We start from the raw sequence: 19,058 nt of genomic DNA, 5'->3' as shown, positions 1-19,058 counted from the left end.
GGTTTTTTGTGGGCGCGATAAGTCAGAAGTCGAACTTGTCTCGCAGGCCGTAATACCAGGCGCCTAGCGCGGCGAATGGCGTACGCAGCAGTTGGCCGCCCGGGAAAGGGTAGTGCGGCAGGTCCGCAAAGGCATCAAAGCGCTCTGCCTGGCCACGCAAGGCTTCGGCCAGGACTTTGCCTGCCAGATGCGTGTAAGTCACCCCGTGGCCGCTACAGCCTTGAGAGTAATAGATGTTGTCGCCCAGGCGTCCGACTTGCGGCAAACGCGACAGAGTCAGCAAGAAATTGCCGGTCCAGGCGTAATCAATCTTCACATCCTTAAGCTGCGGGAAGGCCTTTAGCATCTTCGGTCGAATAATCGCTTCAATGTTTGCCGGATCCCGAGCGCCGTACACGACGCCACCACCGAAGATCAGACGCTTGTCGCCAGAAAGGCGGTAGTAGTCGAGCAAGTAGTTGCAGTCCTCGACGCAGTAATCCTGTGGCAGCAGGCTCTTCGCCAGTTCTTCGCTCAAGGGTTCGGTGGTAATCACCTGTGTGCCGCACGGCATCGATTTGGCGGCCAGCTCTGGAACCAGATTACCCAGGTAGGCGTTGCCGGCGACGATGATGAACTTGGCTCTGACCTTGCCTTGAGGTGTGTGTACTACCGGATTGGCGCCACGCTCGATCCGTACCGCCGGCGACTGCTCATAAATGGTCCCGCCCAGCGACTCGACAGCCGCAGCTTCGCCCAGGGCGAGGTTGAGCGGGTGGATATGGCCGCCACTCATGTCGAGCATGCCGCCCACGTATTGATCGCAGGCGACGACTTCGCGAATGCGGCGCTTGTCCATGAGTTCCAGTTGAGTGTGGCCGTAGCGTTCCCACAGGCGCTTCTGCGACTCCAGATGGCCCATCTGCTTGCTGGTGATGGCTGCAAACACGCCGCCGTCCTTCAAGTCGCACTGGATCTGGTATCTGGCCACGCGGTCGCGAATGATCTTGCCGCCTTCGAACGCCATTTGCCCGAGCATTTGCGCTTGCTTCGGGTCAACGCTGCGCTCGATGACATCGATATCGCGGCTGTAACTGTTAACGATCTGACCGCCATTGCGGCCCGAGGCGCCAAAGCCGACTTTGGCTGCCTCCAGGACCGTCACCCGAAATCCGTTCTCCAGCAGAAACAGTGCGCTGGACAGGCCGGTGTAGCCTGCGCCAATTACACAGACATCGGTCTCTACGTCATCCTGTAGCGAAGGGCGCGACGGGGCGGCGTTGGCCGACGCGGCGTAATAGGATTCCGGGTAGGGGGTGTTCGCCATCCTGCAGCCTCTGTTTAATATATTTTACGAGTGCTCCGATCCTACCTGAGTTAAAAATCGACTGCCAGCGACCCGAATACCTTCTTTGCGGTACCAAAATTAAATATTTTGCATATTCATAGGGTTAGGTGAAAAAAAGGTGTTGACACCCCTTCGGAATTCCGTAGAATGCCGCCTCACAGCAGGCACGTAGCTCAGTTGGTTAGAGCACCACCTTGACATGGTGGGGGTCGTTGGTTCGAGTCCAATCGCGCCTACCAAACAAAATCCGCTCTGCTGGGCGGTCTAGAAGGGTCAACCGAAAGGTTGGCCCTTTTTTGTGTCTGCGATTTAAAAACTTCTGCAAAGCCACCATTGCGTTACATCGTCAGGCCGGCCATTTACCTTCGGAAATGACTGAGTTCGAAGCGTTCAAGGAGTTAGCATAAGAGCCGTAAGCGAGGCGAATACACCGACCGCGATTTGATCCGAGCACTGGCCGAAACCCGAATGCACTGGATTGAAAAGGGCCTTATGAAGGTACCGGGGGTGGCAGCATGACCCAGGTTCAGCGTTTCACAATCAACACCGCCGGCCGCGACTTTGCCGTTGGTGATATTCACGGCCATTTCACCAAGCTTCAAGCTGCGCTTGATGCTGTCGGCTTCAACCCCGCGACCGACCGCCTCTTCAGTGTTGGCGATATGGTCGACCGCGGTCCCGAATCTACTGACGTTGACGTGTGGCTGGCCAAGCCATGGTTCTTTGCCGTGCAGGGCAATCATGAGCAAATGGCGGTCGATGCCCATCGGCTCAGCCATAAAGGCCAGGCCAGTTACCTGCACATTATCAACGGTGGCGCCTGGCTGTATGGTCTGTCCACCGCTGAACAGGCCTTCTATGTCGATCTGTTCGCCGAACTGCCTATCGCAATTGAGGTGATGACACCTATTGGCCTGGTGGGGATCGTGCATGCCGATTGCCCGTTCGATGATTGGGCGCAAATGCTTGGCGCCCTTGAGCTCGAGCAAGGCGCGATGCAGCGTAGTGTCCAAACAATCTGCCAGTGGTCGCGCACTCGCATTACCAACGAAAACGACACCGGCGTCAGTGGCATCAGGGCGGTGATCGTTGGCCACACGGTGGTCTATCAGCCGGCGGTGCTGGGCAACGTCTACCACATCGACACTGGCGGCGGGATGGGCGGCCACTTCACGCTGATTGATCTGGCCACTCTCGAGTGCTTCCCACCGGTCAATCCAAAATGGGAGGAAAGGGTGTGAGCAACGCCTGATCGGGCACGTGTCTCGTCGTGCGCTGATAGCGCAAAGCAATCTCACGGCACCGACGGTAGGGGAGCAAAATCGAATCACGAAGACAGGCAAAACCTGTTGGTCGATAGGGCTGAACTTCTTGCTGAAAAGATGATGGAACACAGGCAATAAACAGAGCCCAGCCATCGCGCTGGGTTCTTCATATGCTTCGGGTCACGACCATTGCACGGACGAAAAAAAACCCGCGTGTGGGCGGGCTTTTTATCGATGGGGGCGTTGATCCTTCAACTCGTTGAAGTGTGCTCCGAGGCTCAAGCCCAATCAATCGAATGGCGACGAAACGCCAGAATAAAAAGCAGTTGTGTGCCGGTTTGATCGCGACCAATTGAAGTCAGGAGCGGGATGCTGGTTTGTCTTGTGAGCGAAGCCGGGCGTTTTGGGCTACTACTGACAGGCCGATATTTTTTCGTCTTGAATGGGGAGCAAATCGATGCTGGTTCACTGGTTTCTTGCAGCGGTTCATCTCTTGGCCTATGCCCTGGCACTCTGGGGAGTGCTAACGCGCGGTATGGCTTTTCGTCGAGTTGCCTCGGATGGCACGGGGGCTCGTAGCGTCCTGCTGGCAGATAACTTCTGGGGAATCTCCGCAGCGATTCTTCTGATTACCGGTGGGATCCGTGCCTTTGGCGGGTACGAAAAGGGTTCGGACTATTACCTGCATCAGCCGCTGTTCCATCTGAAAATGACCTTGTTCGTCATCATCCTGTTGCTCGAGATTGCGCCGATGGTGGCCTTGATCAAATGGCGGATCGCTTTGAGCCGAGGTGCGCCGATTGATGTCGGGAGGTCCAGGCTTTTTGCGCGCATCAGTCATATCGAGGCGCTGTTGATTATCTTGATAGTCGTGGCTGCGACAGGCATGGCGCGAGGTGTGGCGTTCGGATAGTCGGCTGTCGTTGCGCAATGGACTGAAGTGCCCAGGCCGATTGTGAGGTTTTCACCGGGCTGAATCCGAATTGTCTGACAGCAAGGCTCATGGTGATGTCGTTAATATCGGCTTCACCTTTTCAGCGACAGTCTGAGGCCGATTGGGCGTGCGTGGTTGCCATGGAGAAAGGAGAGCGGAGCGGTAGTGCACAGAATCTTTAGCCAGCCGTTGCTGTAAGAGAAAGGGCTGGCTACTGATTGCTGACGGGGCTCAGGGGGTTTCGCGCTTGTCCGGCGCAGTAAGACCGGCCTGAATACGCTGGTAGATTTCTTCGCGATGCACCGCAACGTCTTTCGGGGCATTGATGCCGATTCTGACTTGCTGGCCGCTAACGCCCAGAATGGTGATTGTAATGTCATCACCGATGTTTATGCTTTCACCGACTTTGCGGGTGAGTATCAGCATGATCTTCTCCTTGATAGCTTTGTAGGGCACCTGACTCAGACAATGCAGATGTCGGTAGTACCTATAGATTAGTGCGAAGTGTCACGGTTTGGGTGCCTCTTTCTGACGTGCAGACGCTGCATTAATTCCCAAGGTGCGACTATACAGAGGCGAGAAACATCATTCTCGTTGTTTTGACGCCTGTTTACTGGGTCGTGAGGCATTTTTGGGTGATAAAATCCTGGCTTTGGCATTCTGAGGGAAAAGTTGTGCGCAAAATGGCGTTGGTGGTTGCGGTATTGGTATTGACTGGATGTGGCCAGGAACAGACCGGGGAGTCGAAAAAACCTCAGGTGCCGGTTGTCTCTGCACCCGCAGCGGCTGCTGCACCACAATGGGATGTTCTGGTTCAGGGCGAGACCATGCAGGCGATCAGTGATCTCACCGGCTGGCTGATCGAGCACAGTTTTGTTTCCTACGTGGTAACGCAAGACGGCAAACAGCGCGTGCTGGTCGGGCCGTTCAACTCAAAAGCCGAAGCCGAGGCAAGGCAGGTCGAGCTGATCGCAGCCCTGGCCAAGGCGAAGAAGATGAATATCGAATCAATGGTCGTTGAGCACAGCGCGGCTCAATAACTGATTCTGGTGCCTGCTAGCCGCAGGCCTTCATGTCGACGGGGCCGACGAACTCATTACCGCGTCCCATCACGCACGCCACGTTCTGATTGCGTTGGCGCTCCCAGCTTTGCACCGGGTAAGTCTTGTTCCAGGCTTCGAAGAGTTGCAGATCCTGTTTGGACAGTCGCAAACCGTATTGCTTGCTCATATAGAAATAGGTACGAGCGATCATCCCGCGAATGGAAGGGCGGGGCATGACCTTCTTTGCCTTGAAGTCGATTTGGGTCAGGCACGAACCGTATTGGCCTGATTGCACGGGGAGCCAGCCGAAGCTGAAATTGCTGCGGTCCCCGTTCACCTCGCCGACACTTGGCACGAGGTTGTGCAGATCGGCCTCGGCACGTTGGTAGGTCGGATCGTGACGTGTGCAGTTCTGGCGCCCACCTTGTTGCCAGCACTGGCGTTGGTGACCGATTTGCCATGCGGGAACGATGTGCTCCCACTCGATGCGTGCGGCGCGATTGGCGTTTTTTCGTGGCACGTAACCGCAGGCTTTCAGATCGACCCGATTACCCGTGTATTTGCAGCCACAATAGAACTCGGTGGACTGTGGGGCGTACAGTTTCCAGGCGACCTTTTTTGCTTCGTTGAAGGTACGTGGTGCATCGGCCTGAGCGCCCGCGACAACGAAGAGCAACAGCAAAGCCAAACAACGAACAATCATTGACTCAGTCTTCCTTCGGCACAACCCAGAAAATCTGCACGCCGCCATCGTCGCGATAAGCAAGGGTGACGTTGTCGTTTTCGGCGATTTCCTCGAGCAAGCGTTCCCATTCATCTACCGGCTCGTCGGGGAGGCGGAAGATCAATGCGGCTTTGGCTTTTTGGGCGGTCGGGGAATTGATGATTTTTTGAACGCGCAAACCGAGTCGTTCGTAAGAGCCTGGAGGGTTAGTCGCTGCTGAAGAGGTCGTGGCCACGGAGTAATCCTTATTAAGCTGTACGTGCATACAGTATTTAACTGTAAGCAATTTCGCAACTGCTTAAAATTCAAGAGGATCGTCTGACAGCGAGTTTTTCCGCTTGGTGTAAACCGATTGGAAGTTTTTCCGAGGAAGTTGCGAGGAGGACGGGAGGGTAGATCACTCGCCCGAGCGGGCGAGTGAGTGTGGAGAGCGTCTGACCTGATCAGGTCAGACGCAATGCATCAGTATTCCCAGAACATCCGTTGCAGTTCTTTGCTGTCCGAAGTCTTGGTCAGCGCAACCATCGCCAGAATGCGAGCTTTTTGCGGGTTCAGGTCATGCGCAACGACCCAGTCATACTTGTCGTCTGGCTGTTCGGCGTTGCGCAAGACAAAACCGCCGGCATTGACGTGAGACGAGCGAATGATCTGCACGCCATCCTTGCGTAGCGCCTGCAATTCTGGAACGACACGCGAAGACACCGAGCCATTGCCGGTACCGGCATGGATGATGGCTTTGGCGCCAGATTGGGCCAGGGCCTTGTAAGCAGTGCCGTCGACATTGCCGTAGGAGTAGGCGATTTCGACGTCAGGCAGGCTCTTGATGGTTTTGATGTCGAATTCCGAATCCATGGTGTGGCGCTTGGCTGGCAAGCGGAACCAGTAGGATTTGCCTTCGACCACCATGCCCAATGGACCCCAAGGGCTTTTGAACGCCTCGGTCTTGATGTTGATCATTTTGCTGACATCGCGGCCCGACTGAATCTCGTCGTTCATGGTCACCAGCACACCTTTGCCGCGAGCGTCTTTGCTGCTGGCTACGGCAACGGCGTTGTACAGGTTGAGCATGCCATCAGCCGACATCGCGGTGCCTGGGCGCATCGAGCCAACCACGATGATGGGCTTGTCGGTTTTTTCCACCAGGTTCAGGAAGTAGGCGGTTTCTTCCAGGGTATCGGTGCCGTGAGTGATAACGATGCCATCGACGTCCTTGCTGTCGGCCAATTCGGCTACGCGGCGGCCCAGTTGCAGCAGGTTTTCGTTGGTGATGCTCTCGGAAGCGATTTGCATCACTTGCTCGCCGCGAACGTTGGCCAATTGGCTCAGTTCAGGGACGCCGGCGATCAATTGGTCGATCCCGACTTTTGCAGCCTTGTACGTAGCGCTGTTGGCTGAACTGGCGCCAGCACCGGCAATGGTGCCGCCTGTAGCGAGGATTACCACGTTCGCCAGTTTCTGTTGGGTTTCGACTTCTTTTGCTTGCAGTGCAGTCGGGAGGAGCAGCAGGAGGGCCAAAGCGCCCGGAACAAAGGTGTTGAAGGCAGATTTCATTATTTTCTCTCTAATAGTGATGACGGTGCTGATGCAGGTTCATCTAGAAACACCCCAAACAGATCTGTATGCCGGGGTATCCAGGTAAGAGCAGGATCTGTACCAGTCATACTTTGGATTAAAAAATTTTTTAACCTTATGATTTATATCAATTTATTGTTGAGTGATGGTTGCGCTCAAGGCGATCGCCGTCCGGGTTTCCGAACATGTGCAAAGGGAGTGTTCGGCTGTCCGAAAATGCCTACAGCACGAGCCGAAGATTCCCGCATTTTTGACAGGGCATTAACGCTAAAGAAAACCGCTCGGAGGTCGATGGTCTTTTAAGGATCTTTTTTTGTGCAGGAGCTCATATGTCCATAACTGTCGGTATTCCAAACGCTGGCGGCATCACCATCGGCGGCAAGTCGCTCGCTACCCTCAAAGCATTGAACGACGCCACGGCAGAAGCCGCGACGCAACTGGGGGGTGGCAAGGAGGGTGACAGCAAGCAAGTCAGGACAGGCCCGGTCGGGCAAAGTCAGGGTTCGGAGACCAACGCGGATGACGGCGGTAACGCCAGCATCACGGTGAAGACCCTGCTCAAGCGCATGAAAGAACTGCAAGAGCAACTGCGTCAACAACAGCAGCAGCTGGCTGCGGCCCAGGCAGCGTCATACCCGACGCCGGAAGCCAAGACCACTGTGGTCATGGCGATTCAGGCGCAGATCGCTAGCACCAACGGCGCGCTAATGGAGGTGGCTGGCAATCTGGTCAAGGAGCTGGCCAAGGGCTCCAGCAGCGGATCGGTGGTCAACACGACGGCATAATAGGTATTGCCGTTTTTTGCCAGCCAGACCACAAAACGGCTTTTTCTGACCGTTGACAAATGTCAGCAGGGTTCGCATAGTTCGGTCTACGCAAACGTTTGCGCGGTCATGCCGGCGGTTTGATTCAGTTGGCATGGCGATCCTCGTTCCGGCGTATCAAAGCGCTGGCGAACGGATCTGAAGCGTATGCAGTGCAAGCGTTGCTCACAATAATCATAAGATCGGAGTGAACTCATGAAGCTGCCATTCGCTGGACGTGTTCTCGCTGTCGCTATGCTGGCTGCCGCATCCGCTGCTTTGCCCCTCTCTTCGGCTTTCGCCGACACTGAAAAACCTAAAGTCGCGTTGGTCATGAAGTCTCTGGCCAACGAATTCTTCCTGACCATGGAAGATGGCGCCAAGGCTTACCAGAAAGAACATCCTGCCGATTTCGAGCTGATCTCCAACGGGATCAAGGACGAAACCGATACCGCCAACCAGATCCGCATTGTCGAGCAGATGATCGTCTCCAAGGTCAATGCGCTGGTGATCGCCCCCGCTGATTCGAAAGCGATGGTGCCGGTGATCAAGAAAGCCGTCGACGCGGGTATCACAGTCATCAACATCGATAACCAGCTCGACCCGGCTGTGCTCAAAAGCAAAAACCTCAGTGTGCCCTTCGTAGGTCCGGATAACCGCAAAGGTGCGCGTCTGGTCGGTGAGTACCTGGCCAGGCAACTGAAAGCCGGCGACGAAGTCGGCATCATCGAAGGCGTTTCCACGACCACTAACGCCCAGGCACGCACCGCGGGTTTCAAGGATGCGATGGAGGCGGCGCAGATCAAGGTCGTGTCCCTGCAATCCGGCGACTGGGAAATCAACAAGGGCAACCAGGTTGCCTCGTCGATGCTGAGCGAATACCCGCAAATCAAGGCGCTGTTGGCGGGTAACGACAGCATGGCAGTCGGTGCCGTTTCGGCGGTGCGCGCAGCAGGCAAGGCGGGCAAGGTGCAAGTGGTGGGTTACGACAACATCAATGCCATCAAACCAATGCTCAAGGACGGTCGTGTATTGGCGACTGCCGATCAGTTCGCTGCCAGGCAAGCGGTGTTCGGCATTGAAACCGCGCTGAAAATGCTCAAGGGTGAAAAGATCGACGGCGGCACCAACGGCGTAATCGAAACTCCAGTTGAGCTGGTTACCAAGTAATCATTCTGGCGACACAACGGCGCTCGCTCGCAAGGGCGAGCGCATGGAGAGTTTTTTATGTCAGTTTGTGCCCCGAACGCGGTCCTTTCGGTCAGCGGTATCGGCAAGACGTACGCGCAACCGGTGTTGACCGGCATTGATCTGACGCTGATGCGTGGTGAAGTGCTGGCGTTGACCGGCGAGAACGGTGCTGGCAAAAGCACACTGTCGAAAATCATTGGCGGGCTGGTCACTCCGACCACCGGCCAGATGCAATTCCAGGGGCGCGATTACCGTCCTGGCAGCCGAACCCAGGCTGAAGAGCTGGGCATTCGCATGGTCATGCAGGAACTCAATCTGCTGCCAACCTTGTCCGTCGCGGAAAACCTGTTTCTCGATAACCTGCCCAGCAATGGCGGATGGATCAGCCGCAAGCAACTGCGCAAAGCGGCAATCGCAGCGATGGCTCAGGTCGGGCTTGATGCGATCGATCCGGACACGCTGGTCGGTGAGTTGGGGATCGGTCATCAGCAAATGGTCGAGATCGCCCGCAACCTGATCGGCGACTGTCATGTACTGATTCTCGATGAGCCGACCGCGATGCTGACGGCCCGTGAAGTCGAGATGCTCTTTGAGCAAATCACCCGCCTGCAAGCCCGCGGCGTGGCGATCATTTACATTTCCCATCGACTGGAAGAGCTGGCGCGGGTTGCTCAGCGGATTGCCGTGTTGCGTGACGGCAATCTGGTCTGCGTCGAGCCAATGGCCAATTACAACAGCGAGCAACTGGTCAATCTGATGGTGGGGCGTGAACTGGGCGAGCACATTGATCTCGGCCCACGGCAAATCGGTGCGCCAGCCCTGACGGTCAAAGGGTTGAGCCGTTCGGACAAGGTTCGCGATGTGTCTTTCGAGGTGCGCAGCGGGGAAATTTTCGGGATTTCCGGTTTGATCGGGGCAGGGCGTACGGAACTGCTGCGCCTGATCTTCGGCGCCGATGCAGCAGACAGCGGCACGGTCGCTCTCGGTTCACCGGCGCAAGTGGTGAGCATCCGTTCGCCCGCCGACGCGGTCGGTCACGGCATTGCCCTGATCACCGAAGATCGCAAAGGCGAGGGCCTGCTGCTGACTCAGTCGATCAGCGCCAATATTGCCCTGGGCAATATGCCGGTGATCTCCAGTGGCGGCATCGTTAATCCGGGTGATGAGATGGCGCTGGCGCAGCGTCAGATCGACGCCATGCGCATTCGCAGTTCCAGTCCTGCGCAGTTGGTTTCCGAGCTGTCGGGCGGCAATCAGCAGAAGGTCGTGATAGGTCGCTGGCTTGAGCGTGAGTGTTCGGTGCTGTTGTTCGATGAGCCGACTCGCGGCATCGATGTCGGTGCCAAGTTCGATATTTATGGGTTGCTCGGCGAGCTGACGCGTCAGGGCAAGGCGCTGGTTGTGGTTTCCAGCGATCTGCGCGAACTGATGTTGATCTGCGACCGTATCGGCGTGTTGTCGGCCGGGCGCTTGATCGACACCTTCGAGCGCGACAGCTGGACTCAGGATGATTTGCTTGCCGCCGCTTTTGCCGGCTACCAAAAACGTGATGCGTTGCTCCATGAAGCGGCGCCTAGGGATCTCCCATGATAACTGCACTGTCTGCTGGCAAACGTAGTGGCAATTTTTACGGCCTCGGCACCTACCTGGGCCTGGCCGGTGCCTTGCTGGCGATGATTGCGCTGTTCTCGGTATTGAGCAGCCATTTCCTTTCTTATGACACTTTCAGCACCCTGGCCAACCAGATTCCGGACCTTATGGTGCTGGCGGTCGGCATGACATTCGTGTTGATCATCGGCGGCATCGACCTTTCGGTGGGTTCGGTGCTGGCATTGGCGGCCTCGACTGTCAGTGTGGCGATCCTTGGCTGGGGCTGGAGTGTCTTGCCGGCAGCGCTGTTGGGTATGGCCGCCGCAGCAGTGGTGGGGACCATCACCGGTTCGATTACCGTGGCCTGGCGTATTCCGTCGTTCATCGTTTCGCTGGGCGTGCTGGAAATGGCTCGCGGTGTTGCCTACCAGATGACCGGCTCACGCACGGCCTACATTGGTGATGCCTTTGCCTGGCTGTCCAATCCGATTGCCTTTGGTATTTCGCCATCGTTCATCATCGCGTTGCTGGTCATCTTCATCGCTCAGTCAGTGTTGACCCGCACCGTATTCGGTCGCTACCTGATCGGTATCGGCACCAACGAAGAGGCCGTGCGTCTGGCAGGCATCAACCCAAAACCCTACAAAATTCTGGTGTTCAGTCTGATGGGGTTGCTGGCGGGTGTTGCCGCACTGTTCCAGATCTCGCGTCTGGAAGCCGCGGACCCGAATGCCGGTTCCGGCCTGGAGCTGCAAGTCATTGCTGCCGTGGTGATCGGAGGCACCAGCCTGATGGGCGGTCGTGGCTCGGTGATCAGCACCTTCTTCGGCGTCCTGATCATTTCTGTACTGGCTGCCGGGCTGGCGCAGATCGGTGCGACCGAACCGACCAAACGCATCATCACCGGCGCGGTGATCGTGGTCGCGGTGGTGCTGGACACCTACCGTAGCCAACGTGCAAGTCGACGGAGCTGAATCATGGCAACGATCAAGGATGTGGCAGCGCTCGCGGGGATTTCCTACACCACGGTTTCCCATGTGGTGAACAAGACCCGGCCGGTCAGTGAAGAGGTTCGGCTCAAGGTCGAGGCCGCGATCAAAAGCCTGGACTACGTGCCCAGCGCCGTGGCGCGCTCGCTGAAAGCGAAGACCACCGCGACCATCGGCCTGCTGGTGCCCAATAGCCTCAACCCGTACTTCGCGGAGTTGGCCCGTGGCATTGAGGATTACTGTGAGCGTAATGGCTATTGCGTGATCCTCTGCAACTCCGACGACAACCCGGACAAGCAGCGCAGTTACCTGCGCGTGCTGCTGGAAAAACGCATCGACGGGCTGATTGTCGCGTCCGCAGGGGGCGATAGCGGATTGGCGCAAGGGCTGGCTGGCGTGCGTACGCCGATGGTGATCGTCGACCGTGGGCTGGAAGGGCTCGATGCCGACCTGGTGCGCATCGACCATGAATATGGTGCTTACCTGGCGACCCGGCATCTGCTGGAGCTGGGTCACCTGGACATTGCCCACATCGGCGGGCCGGCGCATACCAGTGTGGCGCAGATGCGTCTGGCAGGTTACTGCCGGGCCTTGAAAGAGGCGGGCGTCGAAGTGTCGAGAGAGCGGATGCTCGAAAGCGACTTCACCAGCACCGGCGGTTACAACGCGGCGGCCATCTTGCTGGAAAAGAACCCGCCCAGCGCGATCTTTGCCGGTAACGACATGATCGGTATCGGCGTACTGCGGGCGGCTGCCGAGCGCAATATCCGGGTGCCGAGCGAGCTTTCAGTCATCGGTTTCGACGATATTCAGATGAGCCGTTATGTCCATCCGGCGCTGACCACGGTCGGCCAGTCGATCCTGCAGCTTGGCGAAATGGCTGCGGAAGTACTGCTGCGACGGATCGCGACACCTGAACTGGCGACCGATCAGCGGATCGTGACGCCCAGCATTGTCATGCGAGAGTCGACCGCGCCGCTGGCCGGCGCATTCGACCAATACCGCTGAAGTGAATTGATGAGTAGTGATGTATGCCAGCAAAAGTAGTGGTTGTAGGCAGTCTGAACATGGACCTGGTGACCCGCGCCCAGCGGTTGCCGCATGCCGGAGAAACGCTGCAGGGTGAGTCGTTTGCCACCGTGTCGGGCGGCAAGGGCGCTAATCAGGCGGTCGCGTCTGCCCGGCTTGGTGCGCAGGTGTCGATGATCGGTTGCGTGGGTGACGATGCTTATGGCGAGCAGTTGCGTGCTGCGCTGCTGGCAGAACAGATCGATTGCCAGGCGCTGACATCGGTCGAGGGTTCCAGCGGTGTGGCGCTGATCGTGGTCGATGACAACAGCCAGAATGCGATTGTCATCGTTGCGGGCGCTAACGGTCTGCTGACACCTGACGTGGTTGCCGGGTTCGATGCGGTGCTTACGGCAGCCGACGTGATCATTTGTCAGCTTGAAGTGCCGATGCAGACTGTCGGTTATGTCCTCAAGCGCGGTCGTGAGCTGGGCAAAACGGTGATCCTGAATCCGGCGCCGGCTACCGGCCCATTGCCGGCCGACTGGTACTCGTCAATCGATTACCTGATCCCCAATGAAAGCGAAGCGTCGGCCCTGAGCGGTTTGCCGGTGGACTCTCTGGAGAGCGCCGAGCTGGCCGCGAGCCGATTGATCGCCGCCGGTGCAGGCAAGGTTATTATCACCTTGGGTGCCCAGGGCTCATTGTTCGCCAATGGGCAGAGCGTTGAGCATTTTCCGGCGCCCAAGGTCAAGGCAGTCGACACCACGGCGGCCGGTGACACCTTTGTCGGCGGATTTGCAGCGGCGTTGGCCTCTGGCAAAAGCGAAGCCGATGCGATTCGTTTTGGTCAGGTCGCGGCAGCCTTGTCGGTGACGCGGGCCGGTGCGCAACCCTCGATTCCTTCCTTGTCAGACGTACAGGCCTTTAAAGCATCATGAAAAAAACACCTTTGCTCAATATCGCGTTGTCGCGGCTAATTGCTTCTCTGGGCCATGGCGACATGCTGGTGATTGGCGATGCTGGTCTGCCCGTGCCGCCCGGGGTTGAGTTGATCGACCTGGCGTTGACCCAAGGCATTCCGGACTTTGTCAGTACCTTGAACGTCGTGCTCAGTGAAATGCAGGTGGAGAGCCATGTGCTGGCCGAAGAAATCCTGCTCAAGCAGCCGCCGGCGCTGCAGGCGATCGACGAGCTGACGGCTAATGCCGCAATGGGCCAGCGGCGGTTGCTGAGTCATGAAGAATTCAAGCTCCTCAGCCGACAGGCGCGGGCGATTGTTCGTACGGGAGAATGTCAGCCGTACTGCAATGTCGTGCTGGTCGCCGGTGTAACGTTCTAATTCCGCTATATCCCGATTCGATTTATCCAGGTTCGATTTACCCATGCACAAGGAGTGTGCCATGCACCGCTATGCTCAAAGACTGCATCACCTGATCCGGAGTCTGCTGCTCTTGTCCTTGCTCACCGCTACAGGCGCCCACGCGGCGGAAAAGATTGATCTGATCATCGACACCGATCCGGGTGCCGACGATGTGGTGGCGCTGCTGTTTGCCCTGGCGTCGCCCGAAGAACTGAACATCCGCGCACTCACCACCGTTGCCGGTAACGTGCGGCTGGACAAAACCTCGCGTAACGCGCGCTTGGCCCGTGAGTGGGCAGGACGCGAAGAGGTGCCGGTTTATGCGGGTGCACCGAAACCACTGATGCGCACGCCGATCTATGCCGAGAATATTCACGGCAAGGAAGGTCTGTCGGGTGTCACTGTGCATGAGCCGAAGAAAGGGCTGGCCAAAGGCGATGCGGTCAGTTACCTGATCGAGACTTTACGCGCGGCTAAACCTCACAGCATCACCATTGCGATGCTTGGGCCGCAGACCAACCTGGCGTTGGCGCTGATTCAGGATCCGGAAATCACCCAAGGCATCAAGGAGGTGGTGATCATGGGGGGCGCGCACTTCAACGGCGGCAACATTACTCCGGTCGCTGAATTCAACCTGTTCGCTGACCCGCAGGCAGCTGAAGTTGTCCTCAAGAGCGGCGTCAAGCTGACCTATCTGCCGCTGGACGTCACCCACAAGATTCTGACCAGTGACGCCCGCTTGAAGCAGATTGCCGCGCTGAACAACAACGCCAGCAAACTGGTGGGCGACATTCTCAACGAATACATCAAAGGCGACATGGAGCACTACGGTATTCCCGGTGGCCCGGTGCATGACGCCACGGTGATCGCGTACCTGCTCAAGCCTGAACTGTTTACCGGGCGTGCAGTGAATGTGGTGGTCGACAGTCGCGAAGGGCCAACCTTCGGCCAGACCATCGTTGACTGGTACGACGGCCTGAAAGCCCCGAAAAATGCATTCTGGATCGCGAACGGCGATGCTCAGGGCTTCTTCGACTTGCTGACGGCGCGACTCGCTCGTCTTAAGTAAGTCTGCCCCCGCAGGTGCCAGCCTGCGGGGTTTTACTCCCTTTCCGTGTGGGGTGCGCCCATGTCGTCGATGGGGTACTTCTCGAATATCTGCTCGATGAACCGTTGCGCGGCTTTTGTGCCCAGGTCCTTGACCAGCAGGTCTATGCCAATAATCGCCAACTCTTCCGGGCTGCTGGGGCTGTAAGAACTGTGGCCTTGGGGCCAGCTGACTTTGATATCGGCGTCGATGGTCACGGTGGTCATGATGGTCTCGCGAGGTCGGGAAGTCTGTGTGTTGAGTTAACCACCTTGCGCAGCTTTTGGCACTCTGACTTAGGCATGAACGGAGCGCTATGCGACACTTGGGCTTTGTAGATTTCAAGGAAAGTGCTGTGCAGATCGATTTGAATACCCCGGACGGCTTGACGCTTGAGGCTGTGCGCCAGTTGCTGGCGTCTGCCAGCGACGATACGCACACCCAGTTGCGGGTTACCAAGTCAGGTATTACCTATATTTCGTCGGGTGTCGTTGGCGGAACGGATATCGACGGGTTGCTGTTTCGCCTTGAGACGTGGGCCAAAGGCTCCGGGTATGTAGGCATGGTTGCCGCCAGTGATGAGGTCTGGGTCATGCAGATATTCAACGCGTTGAAGCAGAACTGGCCGAAACCACCTTTCGATTACATCGATATCTACTGAGCCTGCTCATATTCAGTCACGATTGCGCGCTGAACAGCACGTGATAGCTCAGGCAGACTTGCGCGCTTGACGGTTTTGAAGGCAGGGTGATGGCAGTGACCATGAAACCAAACGCCAAAACGGCTGTCGCACAAATTCAGCTCAACTATAGAAAAGGAGGCGTCATGCCTTGGAAGCTCGCGTCATTGGGTACTTTGCTGGCCGCCGTCATGTTGGCGGGTTGCAGCAGTACCTCCGAGTCGGCGAAAGACCCTGTGGTAGCCGAGGCCGGTCACGGCCGCTGTGAGGCAAAGGCTGCCGAATTCGCCATTGGCAAAAAGGCTTCGCCAGAGTTGCTGGAGCAGGCCCGCACGCGCTCTGGGTCGCAGACTGCACGAGTCCTCGGGCCAAACGACATGATCACTCTGGAATACCGCTCAGATCGTTTGAACCTCAATACCGACTCCAACCTGGTGATTACCCGCGTCAACTGCGGCTGATCGCATCAGGCTTTTGTTGCGCCCATAAAAAACCCCGTCACATGGACGGGGTTTTTTTAGTGCGCCTGGAAGTTACTCTGGGCGAACTTGAGCAGCTTGCATACCCTTTTGGCCTTTCTCAGCCACGAAGGAAACGGTTTGGCCTTCTTTCAGGCTTTTGAAACCGTCGCTTTCGATAGCTTTGAAGTGTACGAACAGGTCGTCACCGCCACCTTGAGGAGTGATGAAGCCGAAGCCTTTTTCATCGTTGAACCATTTTACGGTGCCGGTTTGGCGATTAGACATGGTGTATCTCCAAGAAACATATATTTTCAGTAGTACTGTGCTGCTCAGGCCAACTGGGCACACCGGAGTATCATAGTCGAAATGTTCGACTTGGGAGCCCCCTCTGGCGGCGGATTGCCCATCAGTCGCGCTTTTTTTAGCCGTCTGATTGGCTGTGAGCCCCGGTTTTAAAGGCTTTCAGTCGAAACGACAGCCCCTAAAAAAACCCATAAAAGCTGCGTAAATATTGATAAAAATCATGCTTTCGAGCGGTTTTCACCCTGCTTGAGGCCCAAAAGGCTCGTGGCCGCGGGTTACTTCTGCACCTTGCAGGCGGCGATTTCGTTCAGGGCTCGGGTCCGCAGGTCCGCAGGCGGCAGCGTCTTGGGGTTCATCAGCTGGGTGATTTCCTGGGTAGTGAACTTCTTCTCCAGGACATCGGCGCCGCAGGTGCAGTGTTGCTTGGCGACGGTCTGGTTGACGCTCTGGCTGGCCGCGCCAATGCAATCTTTCATGTAATTTTCTTTGGCGCCGGCGGGCCATGCGGCCTGCGCGCTCAGCGGGAGCAGCATTACCAGTGGGGAGGCAAGGGCGATAAGGCGGATAAGACGCATGACTGAAACTCCGGGAGGTCGATAATTTGTGGCGATTCTCAGCCTATTTGAGGTTGGCCGTACATCTCAAGTTCACTTTTTGATGCAAAAACGCTGAATTCGGCGTTGCCGAAACAAGGTCGCGGCGATGACCGTTCATCTGTGCTAGGATCCAGCGCTTGGGTATTTTCAGGCTCTGGACGATCTGTTCTCCAGCGGCGGCCAATACCCGAATAACCCTGATTTGATCTCCAGTCACTCTGGTTCGGTTTCCGGTTGGCCCGCAAGGCTCCTGCCGCTGTAAGGCAGGCGTTCATTATTGAATGGCCTGGACTGAATCGCGTACTGGCTGCTCATCCCAACCCACGTGACCTTTGGTAGGGGTCACCACTAGGAGAGGAGGCGCCATGCCCACTATTACTCTTCCCGACGGCAGTCAACGTTCCTTCGATCATCCGGTTTCCGTAGCCGAGGTCGCCGCATCCATTGGTGCCGGTCTGGCCAAGGCCACCGTGGCAGGCAAGGTCAATGGCAAACTGGTTGACGCCAGCGATGTCATCGACAGCGACGCGTCCCTGCAAATCATCACGCCAAAGGATGAAGAGGGGCTGGAGATCATTCGCCACTCTTGCGCCCACCTGATTGGCCACGCGGTCAAGCAGCTGTACCCGACGGCGAAAATGGTGATCGGTCCGGTCATCGATGAAGGCTTCTATTACGACATCGCCTACGAGCGTCCTTTCACTCCGGACGACCTGGCGGCCATCGAACAGCGCATGCACCTGCTGATCGAAAAAGATTACGACGTCATCAAGAAAGTCACTCCGCGCGCCGAAGTGATCGACGTGTTCACCAGCCGTGGCGAAGACTACAAGCTGCGTTTGGTCGAAGACATGCCGAACGAGCAGGCCATGGGTCTGTACTATCACGAAGAATACGTCGACATGTGCCGCGGTCCGCACGTGCCGAACACCCGCTTCCTGAAATCCTTCAAGTTGACCAAGCTGTCCGGCGCCTACTGGCGCGGCGATGCGAAAAACGAGCAATTGCAGCGCGTTTACGGCACAGCCTGGGCTGACAAGAAGCAACTGGCAGCTTACATCCAGCGTATCGAAGAAGCTGAAAAGCGCGACCATCGCAAGATCGGCAAGCGTCTGGGCCTGTTCCATACTCAGGAAGAAGCGCCGGGCATGGTTTTCTGGCACCCGAACGGCTGGACCCTGTACCAGGTGCTCGAGCAGTACATGCGCCGGGTTCAGCGTGAAAACGGCTACCTGGAGATCAAGACTCCGCAAGTGGTTGACCGTGGCTTGTGGGAGAAATCCGGGCACTGGGCCAACTACGCCGAGAACATGTTCACCACGCAGTCGGAAAACCGCGACTATGCGATCAAGCCGATGAACTGCCCTTGCCACGTGCAAGTGTTCAATCAAGGCCTGAAAAGCTACCGTGAACTGCCGATGCGTCTGGCCGAGTTCGGTGCTTGCCACCGTAACGAGCCGTCCGGTGCGTTGCACGGCATCATGCGTGTGCGTGCGTTCACTCAGGACGATGCTCACATCTTCTGCACTGAAGACCAGATGCAGGCCGAATCCGCCGCGTTCATCAAGCTGACCATGGATGTCTACGCCGATTTCGGCTTTACAGACGTCGAAATGAAGCTGTCCACTCGTCCGGAAAAACGTGTTGGCTCCGATGAGTTGTGGGATCGCGCAGAATCGGCGCTGGCCGCAGCCCTTGATAATGCAGGCCTGCCGTACGATCTGCAGCCAGGCGAGGGGGCTTTCTATGGTCCGAAAATCGAGTTCTCGCTAAAAGATTGCCTCGGTCGTGTCTGGCAATGTGGTACCTTGCAGCTCGATTTTAACCTGCCGATCCGTCTGGGAGCCGAATACGTCTCCGAAGACAACAGTCGCAAGCATCCGGTTATGTTGCACCGGGCGATTCTCGGTTCCTTCGAGCGTTTCGTCGGGATTCTGATCGAGCACTACGAGGGTGCGTTCCCTGCGTGGCTGGCTCCGACTCAGGCAGTGATCATGAATATCACTGATAAACAGGCAGATTTTGCCGCCGAAGTTGAAAAAACTCTCAATCAAAGCGGTTTTCGTGCCAAGTCTGACTTGAGAAATGAAAACATCGGCTTTAAAATCCGCGAGCATACTTTC

General features: G+C 56.9%; 22 protein-coding genes and 1 tRNA gene. 15 read left to right on the top strand and 8 right to left on the bottom strand.

What is annotated here, in order from left to right; translation table 11 throughout:
- Positions 1–22: 22 nt before the first annotated feature.
- Complete coding sequence (locus tag ACIPIN_RS13145; RefSeq protein WP_401119210.1) at positions 23–1,306, bottom strand: NAD(P)/FAD-dependent oxidoreductase; 1,284 nt, start codon at positions 1,304–1,306, stop codon at positions 23–25.
- Between the two features lie 183 nt (positions 1,307–1,489).
- Here ACIPIN_RS13145 and ACIPIN_RS13140 point away from each other — a divergent pair.
- The 3 genes from ACIPIN_RS13140 to ACIPIN_RS13130 all read left to right on the top strand — a co-directional run bounded on the left by ACIPIN_RS13140 (position 1,490) and on the right by ACIPIN_RS13130 (position 3,505).
- Positions 1,490–1,566: transfer RNA gene (locus tag ACIPIN_RS13140), tRNA-Val, on the top strand.
- Positions 1,567–1,842: 276 nt separating this feature from the next.
- Positions 1,843–2,568, top strand: a complete 726-nt coding sequence (locus ACIPIN_RS13135; protein ID WP_401119208.1) for a metallophosphoesterase — start codon at positions 1,843–1,845, stop codon at positions 2,566–2,568.
- 481 nt (positions 2,569–3,049) lie between these two features.
- Positions 3,050–3,505, top strand: a complete 456-nt coding sequence (locus ACIPIN_RS13130) for a DUF2214 family protein (protein ID WP_401119206.1) — start codon at positions 3,050–3,052, stop codon at positions 3,503–3,505.
- A 252-nt stretch (positions 3,506–3,757) separates the two neighbouring features.
- Here the strand turns inward: ACIPIN_RS13130 and csrA are convergent, their stop codons facing one another.
- Positions 3,758–3,952, bottom strand: coding sequence for a carbon storage regulator CsrA (gene csrA, locus ACIPIN_RS13125; protein ID WP_007920550.1), 195 nt, complete (start codon positions 3,950–3,952; stop codon positions 3,758–3,760).
- Between the two features lie 248 nt (positions 3,953–4,200).
- Between csrA and ACIPIN_RS13120 the strand changes: the two genes are divergently transcribed.
- On the top strand, positions 4,201–4,566 hold the full coding sequence (locus ACIPIN_RS13120; RefSeq protein WP_401119203.1) for an SPOR domain-containing protein: 366 nt from the start codon (positions 4,201–4,203) through the stop codon (positions 4,564–4,566).
- 16 nt (positions 4,567–4,582) lie between these two features.
- Here ACIPIN_RS13120 and ACIPIN_RS13115 read toward each other — a convergent pair whose 3' ends face one another.
- From ACIPIN_RS13115 to ACIPIN_RS13105, 3 genes are all read right to left on the bottom strand, one after another.
- Positions 4,583–5,272 carry an endonuclease gene (locus ACIPIN_RS13115; protein ID WP_401119200.1) on the bottom strand — a complete coding sequence of 230 codons (690 nt, stop codon included), beginning with the start codon at positions 5,270–5,272 and terminating at the stop codon, positions 4,583–4,585.
- 4 nt (positions 5,273–5,276) lie between these two features.
- Complete coding sequence (locus tag ACIPIN_RS13110; protein WP_123425762.1) at positions 5,277–5,558, bottom strand: DUF1654 domain-containing protein; 282 nt, start codon at positions 5,556–5,558, stop codon at positions 5,277–5,279.
- A 197-nt stretch (positions 5,559–5,755) separates the two neighbouring features.
- Positions 5,756–6,844: an asparaginase gene (locus ACIPIN_RS13105; RefSeq protein WP_401119197.1), complete on the bottom strand. Its 1,089-nt coding sequence runs from the start codon at positions 6,842–6,844 to the stop codon at positions 5,756–5,758.
- 350 nt (positions 6,845–7,194) lie between these two features.
- Between ACIPIN_RS13105 and ACIPIN_RS13100 the strand changes: the two genes are divergently transcribed.
- The 8 genes from ACIPIN_RS13100 (at position 7,195) to ACIPIN_RS13065 (ending at position 14,878) form a co-directional block, all read left to right on the top strand.
- On the top strand, positions 7,195–7,650 hold the full coding sequence (locus ACIPIN_RS13100; RefSeq protein ID WP_401119194.1) for a hypothetical protein: 456 nt from the start codon (positions 7,195–7,197) through the stop codon (positions 7,648–7,650).
- A 234-nt stretch (positions 7,651–7,884) separates the two neighbouring features.
- Positions 7,885–8,838, top strand: coding sequence for a sugar ABC transporter substrate-binding protein (locus tag ACIPIN_RS13095; protein ID WP_401119192.1), 954 nt, complete (start codon positions 7,885–7,887; stop codon positions 8,836–8,838).
- 57 nt (positions 8,839–8,895) lie between these two features.
- On the top strand, positions 8,896–10,449 hold the full coding sequence (locus ACIPIN_RS13090; protein WP_401119190.1) for a sugar ABC transporter ATP-binding protein: 1,554 nt from the start codon (positions 8,896–8,898) through the stop codon (positions 10,447–10,449).
- Complete coding sequence (locus ACIPIN_RS13085) at positions 10,446–11,423, top strand: ABC transporter permease (protein ID WP_401119188.1); 978 nt, start codon at positions 10,446–10,448, stop codon at positions 11,421–11,423. The genes ACIPIN_RS13090 and ACIPIN_RS13085 overlap by 4 nt, the downstream gene beginning before the upstream one ends.
- Positions 11,424–11,426: 3 nt before the next feature.
- Positions 11,427–12,446, top strand: a complete 1,020-nt coding sequence (locus ACIPIN_RS13080; protein WP_401119185.1) for a LacI family DNA-binding transcriptional regulator — start codon at positions 11,427–11,429, stop codon at positions 12,444–12,446.
- A 23-nt stretch (positions 12,447–12,469) separates the two neighbouring features.
- On the top strand, positions 12,470–13,387 hold the full coding sequence (gene rbsK, locus ACIPIN_RS13075; protein ID WP_401119182.1) for a ribokinase: 918 nt from the start codon (positions 12,470–12,472) through the stop codon (positions 13,385–13,387).
- Positions 13,384–13,788: a D-ribose pyranase gene (rbsD, locus tag ACIPIN_RS13070; protein ID WP_401119179.1), complete on the top strand. Its 405-nt coding sequence runs from the start codon at positions 13,384–13,386 to the stop codon at positions 13,786–13,788. Before rbsK ends, rbsD begins: the two co-directional genes overlap by 4 nt.
- A gap of 61 nt (positions 13,789–13,849) precedes the next feature.
- Positions 13,850–14,878 (top strand): nucleoside hydrolase, encoded by a 1,029-nt coding sequence (locus tag ACIPIN_RS13065; protein WP_401119177.1) that lies wholly within the window; start codon positions 13,850–13,852, stop codon positions 14,876–14,878.
- 32 nt (positions 14,879–14,910) lie between these two features.
- On the opposite strand, the gene ACIPIN_RS13060 is transcribed toward ACIPIN_RS13065, so the two are convergent.
- The gene (locus ACIPIN_RS13060) at positions 14,911–15,123 is read right to left on the bottom strand and encodes a hypothetical protein (RefSeq protein ID WP_401119175.1); all 213 of its coding nucleotides are present in this window, start codon (positions 15,121–15,123) and stop codon (positions 14,911–14,913) included.
- 128 nt (positions 15,124–15,251) lie between these two features.
- Between ACIPIN_RS13060 and ACIPIN_RS13055 the strand changes: the two genes are divergently transcribed.
- Together ACIPIN_RS13055 and ACIPIN_RS13050 are read left to right on the top strand one after the other, a co-directional pair.
- Complete coding sequence (locus ACIPIN_RS13055; RefSeq protein ID WP_401119172.1) at positions 15,252–15,557, top strand: hypothetical protein; 306 nt, start codon at positions 15,252–15,254, stop codon at positions 15,555–15,557.
- 164 nt (positions 15,558–15,721) lie between these two features.
- The gene (locus ACIPIN_RS13050; protein ID WP_401119170.1) at positions 15,722–16,036 is read left to right on the top strand and encodes an I78 family peptidase inhibitor; all 315 of its coding nucleotides are present in this window, start codon (positions 15,722–15,724) and stop codon (positions 16,034–16,036) included.
- Positions 16,037–16,108: 72 nt separating this feature from the next.
- On the opposite strand, the gene ACIPIN_RS13045 is transcribed toward ACIPIN_RS13050, so the two are convergent.
- Entirely contained in the window at positions 16,109–16,321 is a 213-nt protein-coding gene (locus ACIPIN_RS13045; RefSeq protein WP_003179963.1) for a cold-shock protein, read from the bottom strand.
- A gap of 293 nt (positions 16,322–16,614) precedes the next feature.
- Complete coding sequence (locus tag ACIPIN_RS13040; RefSeq protein WP_401119168.1) at positions 16,615–16,914, bottom strand: hypothetical protein; 300 nt, start codon at positions 16,912–16,914, stop codon at positions 16,615–16,617.
- Positions 16,915–17,300: 386 nt separating this feature from the next.
- On the opposite strand from ACIPIN_RS13040, the gene thrS reads away from it, so the two are divergent.
- Positions 17,301–19,058: threonine--tRNA ligase (thrS, locus tag ACIPIN_RS13035; RefSeq protein ID WP_401119166.1), on the top strand; the 1,758-nt coding region annotated here is incomplete at its 3' end.

Source organism: Pseudomonas sp. NPDC087697 (genome assembly GCF_044743155.1).
In the GTDB taxonomy this organism is placed as follows: Bacteria; Pseudomonadota; Gammaproteobacteria; order Pseudomonadales; family Pseudomonadaceae; genus Aquipseudomonas.
The sequence above is the reverse complement of the archived record's forward strand: the minus strand, read 5'-3'. Positions and strand labels throughout refer to the sequence as shown.

Coding starts and splice junctions, on each gene's coding strand:
- ACIPIN_RS13130 (WP_401119206.1), top strand. CDS start 3,050: ATGCTGGTTCACTGGTTTCTTGCAGCGGTTCATCTCTTGGCCTATGCC.
- ACIPIN_RS13135 (WP_401119208.1), top strand. CDS start 1,843: ATGACCCAGGTTCAGCGTTTCACAATCAACACCGCCGGCCGCGACTTT.
- ACIPIN_RS13080 (WP_401119185.1), top strand. CDS start 11,427: ATGGCAACGATCAAGGATGTGGCAGCGCTCGCGGGGATTTCCTACACC.
- ACIPIN_RS13050 (WP_401119170.1), top strand. CDS start 15,722: ATGCCTTGGAAGCTCGCGTCATTGGGTACTTTGCTGGCCGCCGTCATG.
- ACIPIN_RS13040 (WP_401119168.1), bottom strand. CDS start 16,914: ATGCGTCTTATCCGCCTTATCGCCCTTGCCTCCCCACTGGTAATGCTG.
- ACIPIN_RS13100 (WP_401119194.1), top strand. CDS start 7,195: ATGTCCATAACTGTCGGTATTCCAAACGCTGGCGGCATCACCATCGGC.
- rbsK (WP_401119182.1), top strand. CDS start 12,470: ATGCCAGCAAAAGTAGTGGTTGTAGGCAGTCTGAACATGGACCTGGTG.
- ACIPIN_RS13090 (WP_401119190.1), top strand. CDS start 8,896: ATGTCAGTTTGTGCCCCGAACGCGGTCCTTTCGGTCAGCGGTATCGGC.
- csrA (WP_007920550.1), bottom strand. CDS start 3,952: ATGCTGATACTCACCCGCAAAGTCGGTGAAAGCATAAACATCGGTGAT.
- rbsD (WP_401119179.1), top strand. CDS start 13,384: ATGAAAAAAACACCTTTGCTCAATATCGCGTTGTCGCGGCTAATTGCT.
- ACIPIN_RS13045 (WP_003179963.1), bottom strand. CDS start 16,321: ATGTCTAATCGCCAAACCGGCACCGTAAAATGGTTCAACGATGAAAAA.
- ACIPIN_RS13105 (WP_401119197.1), bottom strand. CDS start 6,844: ATGAAATCTGCCTTCAACACCTTTGTTCCGGGCGCTTTGGCCCTCCTG.
- ACIPIN_RS13085 (WP_401119188.1), top strand. CDS start 10,446: ATGATAACTGCACTGTCTGCTGGCAAACGTAGTGGCAATTTTTACGGC.
- ACIPIN_RS13110 (WP_123425762.1), bottom strand. CDS start 5,558: ATGCACGTACAGCTTAATAAGGATTACTCCGTGGCCACGACCTCTTCA.
- ACIPIN_RS13095 (WP_401119192.1), top strand. CDS start 7,885: ATGAAGCTGCCATTCGCTGGACGTGTTCTCGCTGTCGCTATGCTGGCT.
- ACIPIN_RS13145 (WP_401119210.1), bottom strand. CDS start 1,306: ATGGCGAACACCCCCTACCCGGAATCCTATTACGCCGCGTCGGCCAAC.
- ACIPIN_RS13115 (WP_401119200.1), bottom strand. CDS start 5,272: ATGATTGTTCGTTGTTTGGCTTTGCTGTTGCTCTTCGTTGTCGCGGGC.
- ACIPIN_RS13060 (WP_401119175.1), bottom strand. CDS start 15,123: ATGACCACCGTGACCATCGACGCCGATATCAAAGTCAGCTGGCCCCAA.
- ACIPIN_RS13065 (WP_401119177.1), top strand. CDS start 13,850: ATGCACCGCTATGCTCAAAGACTGCATCACCTGATCCGGAGTCTGCTG.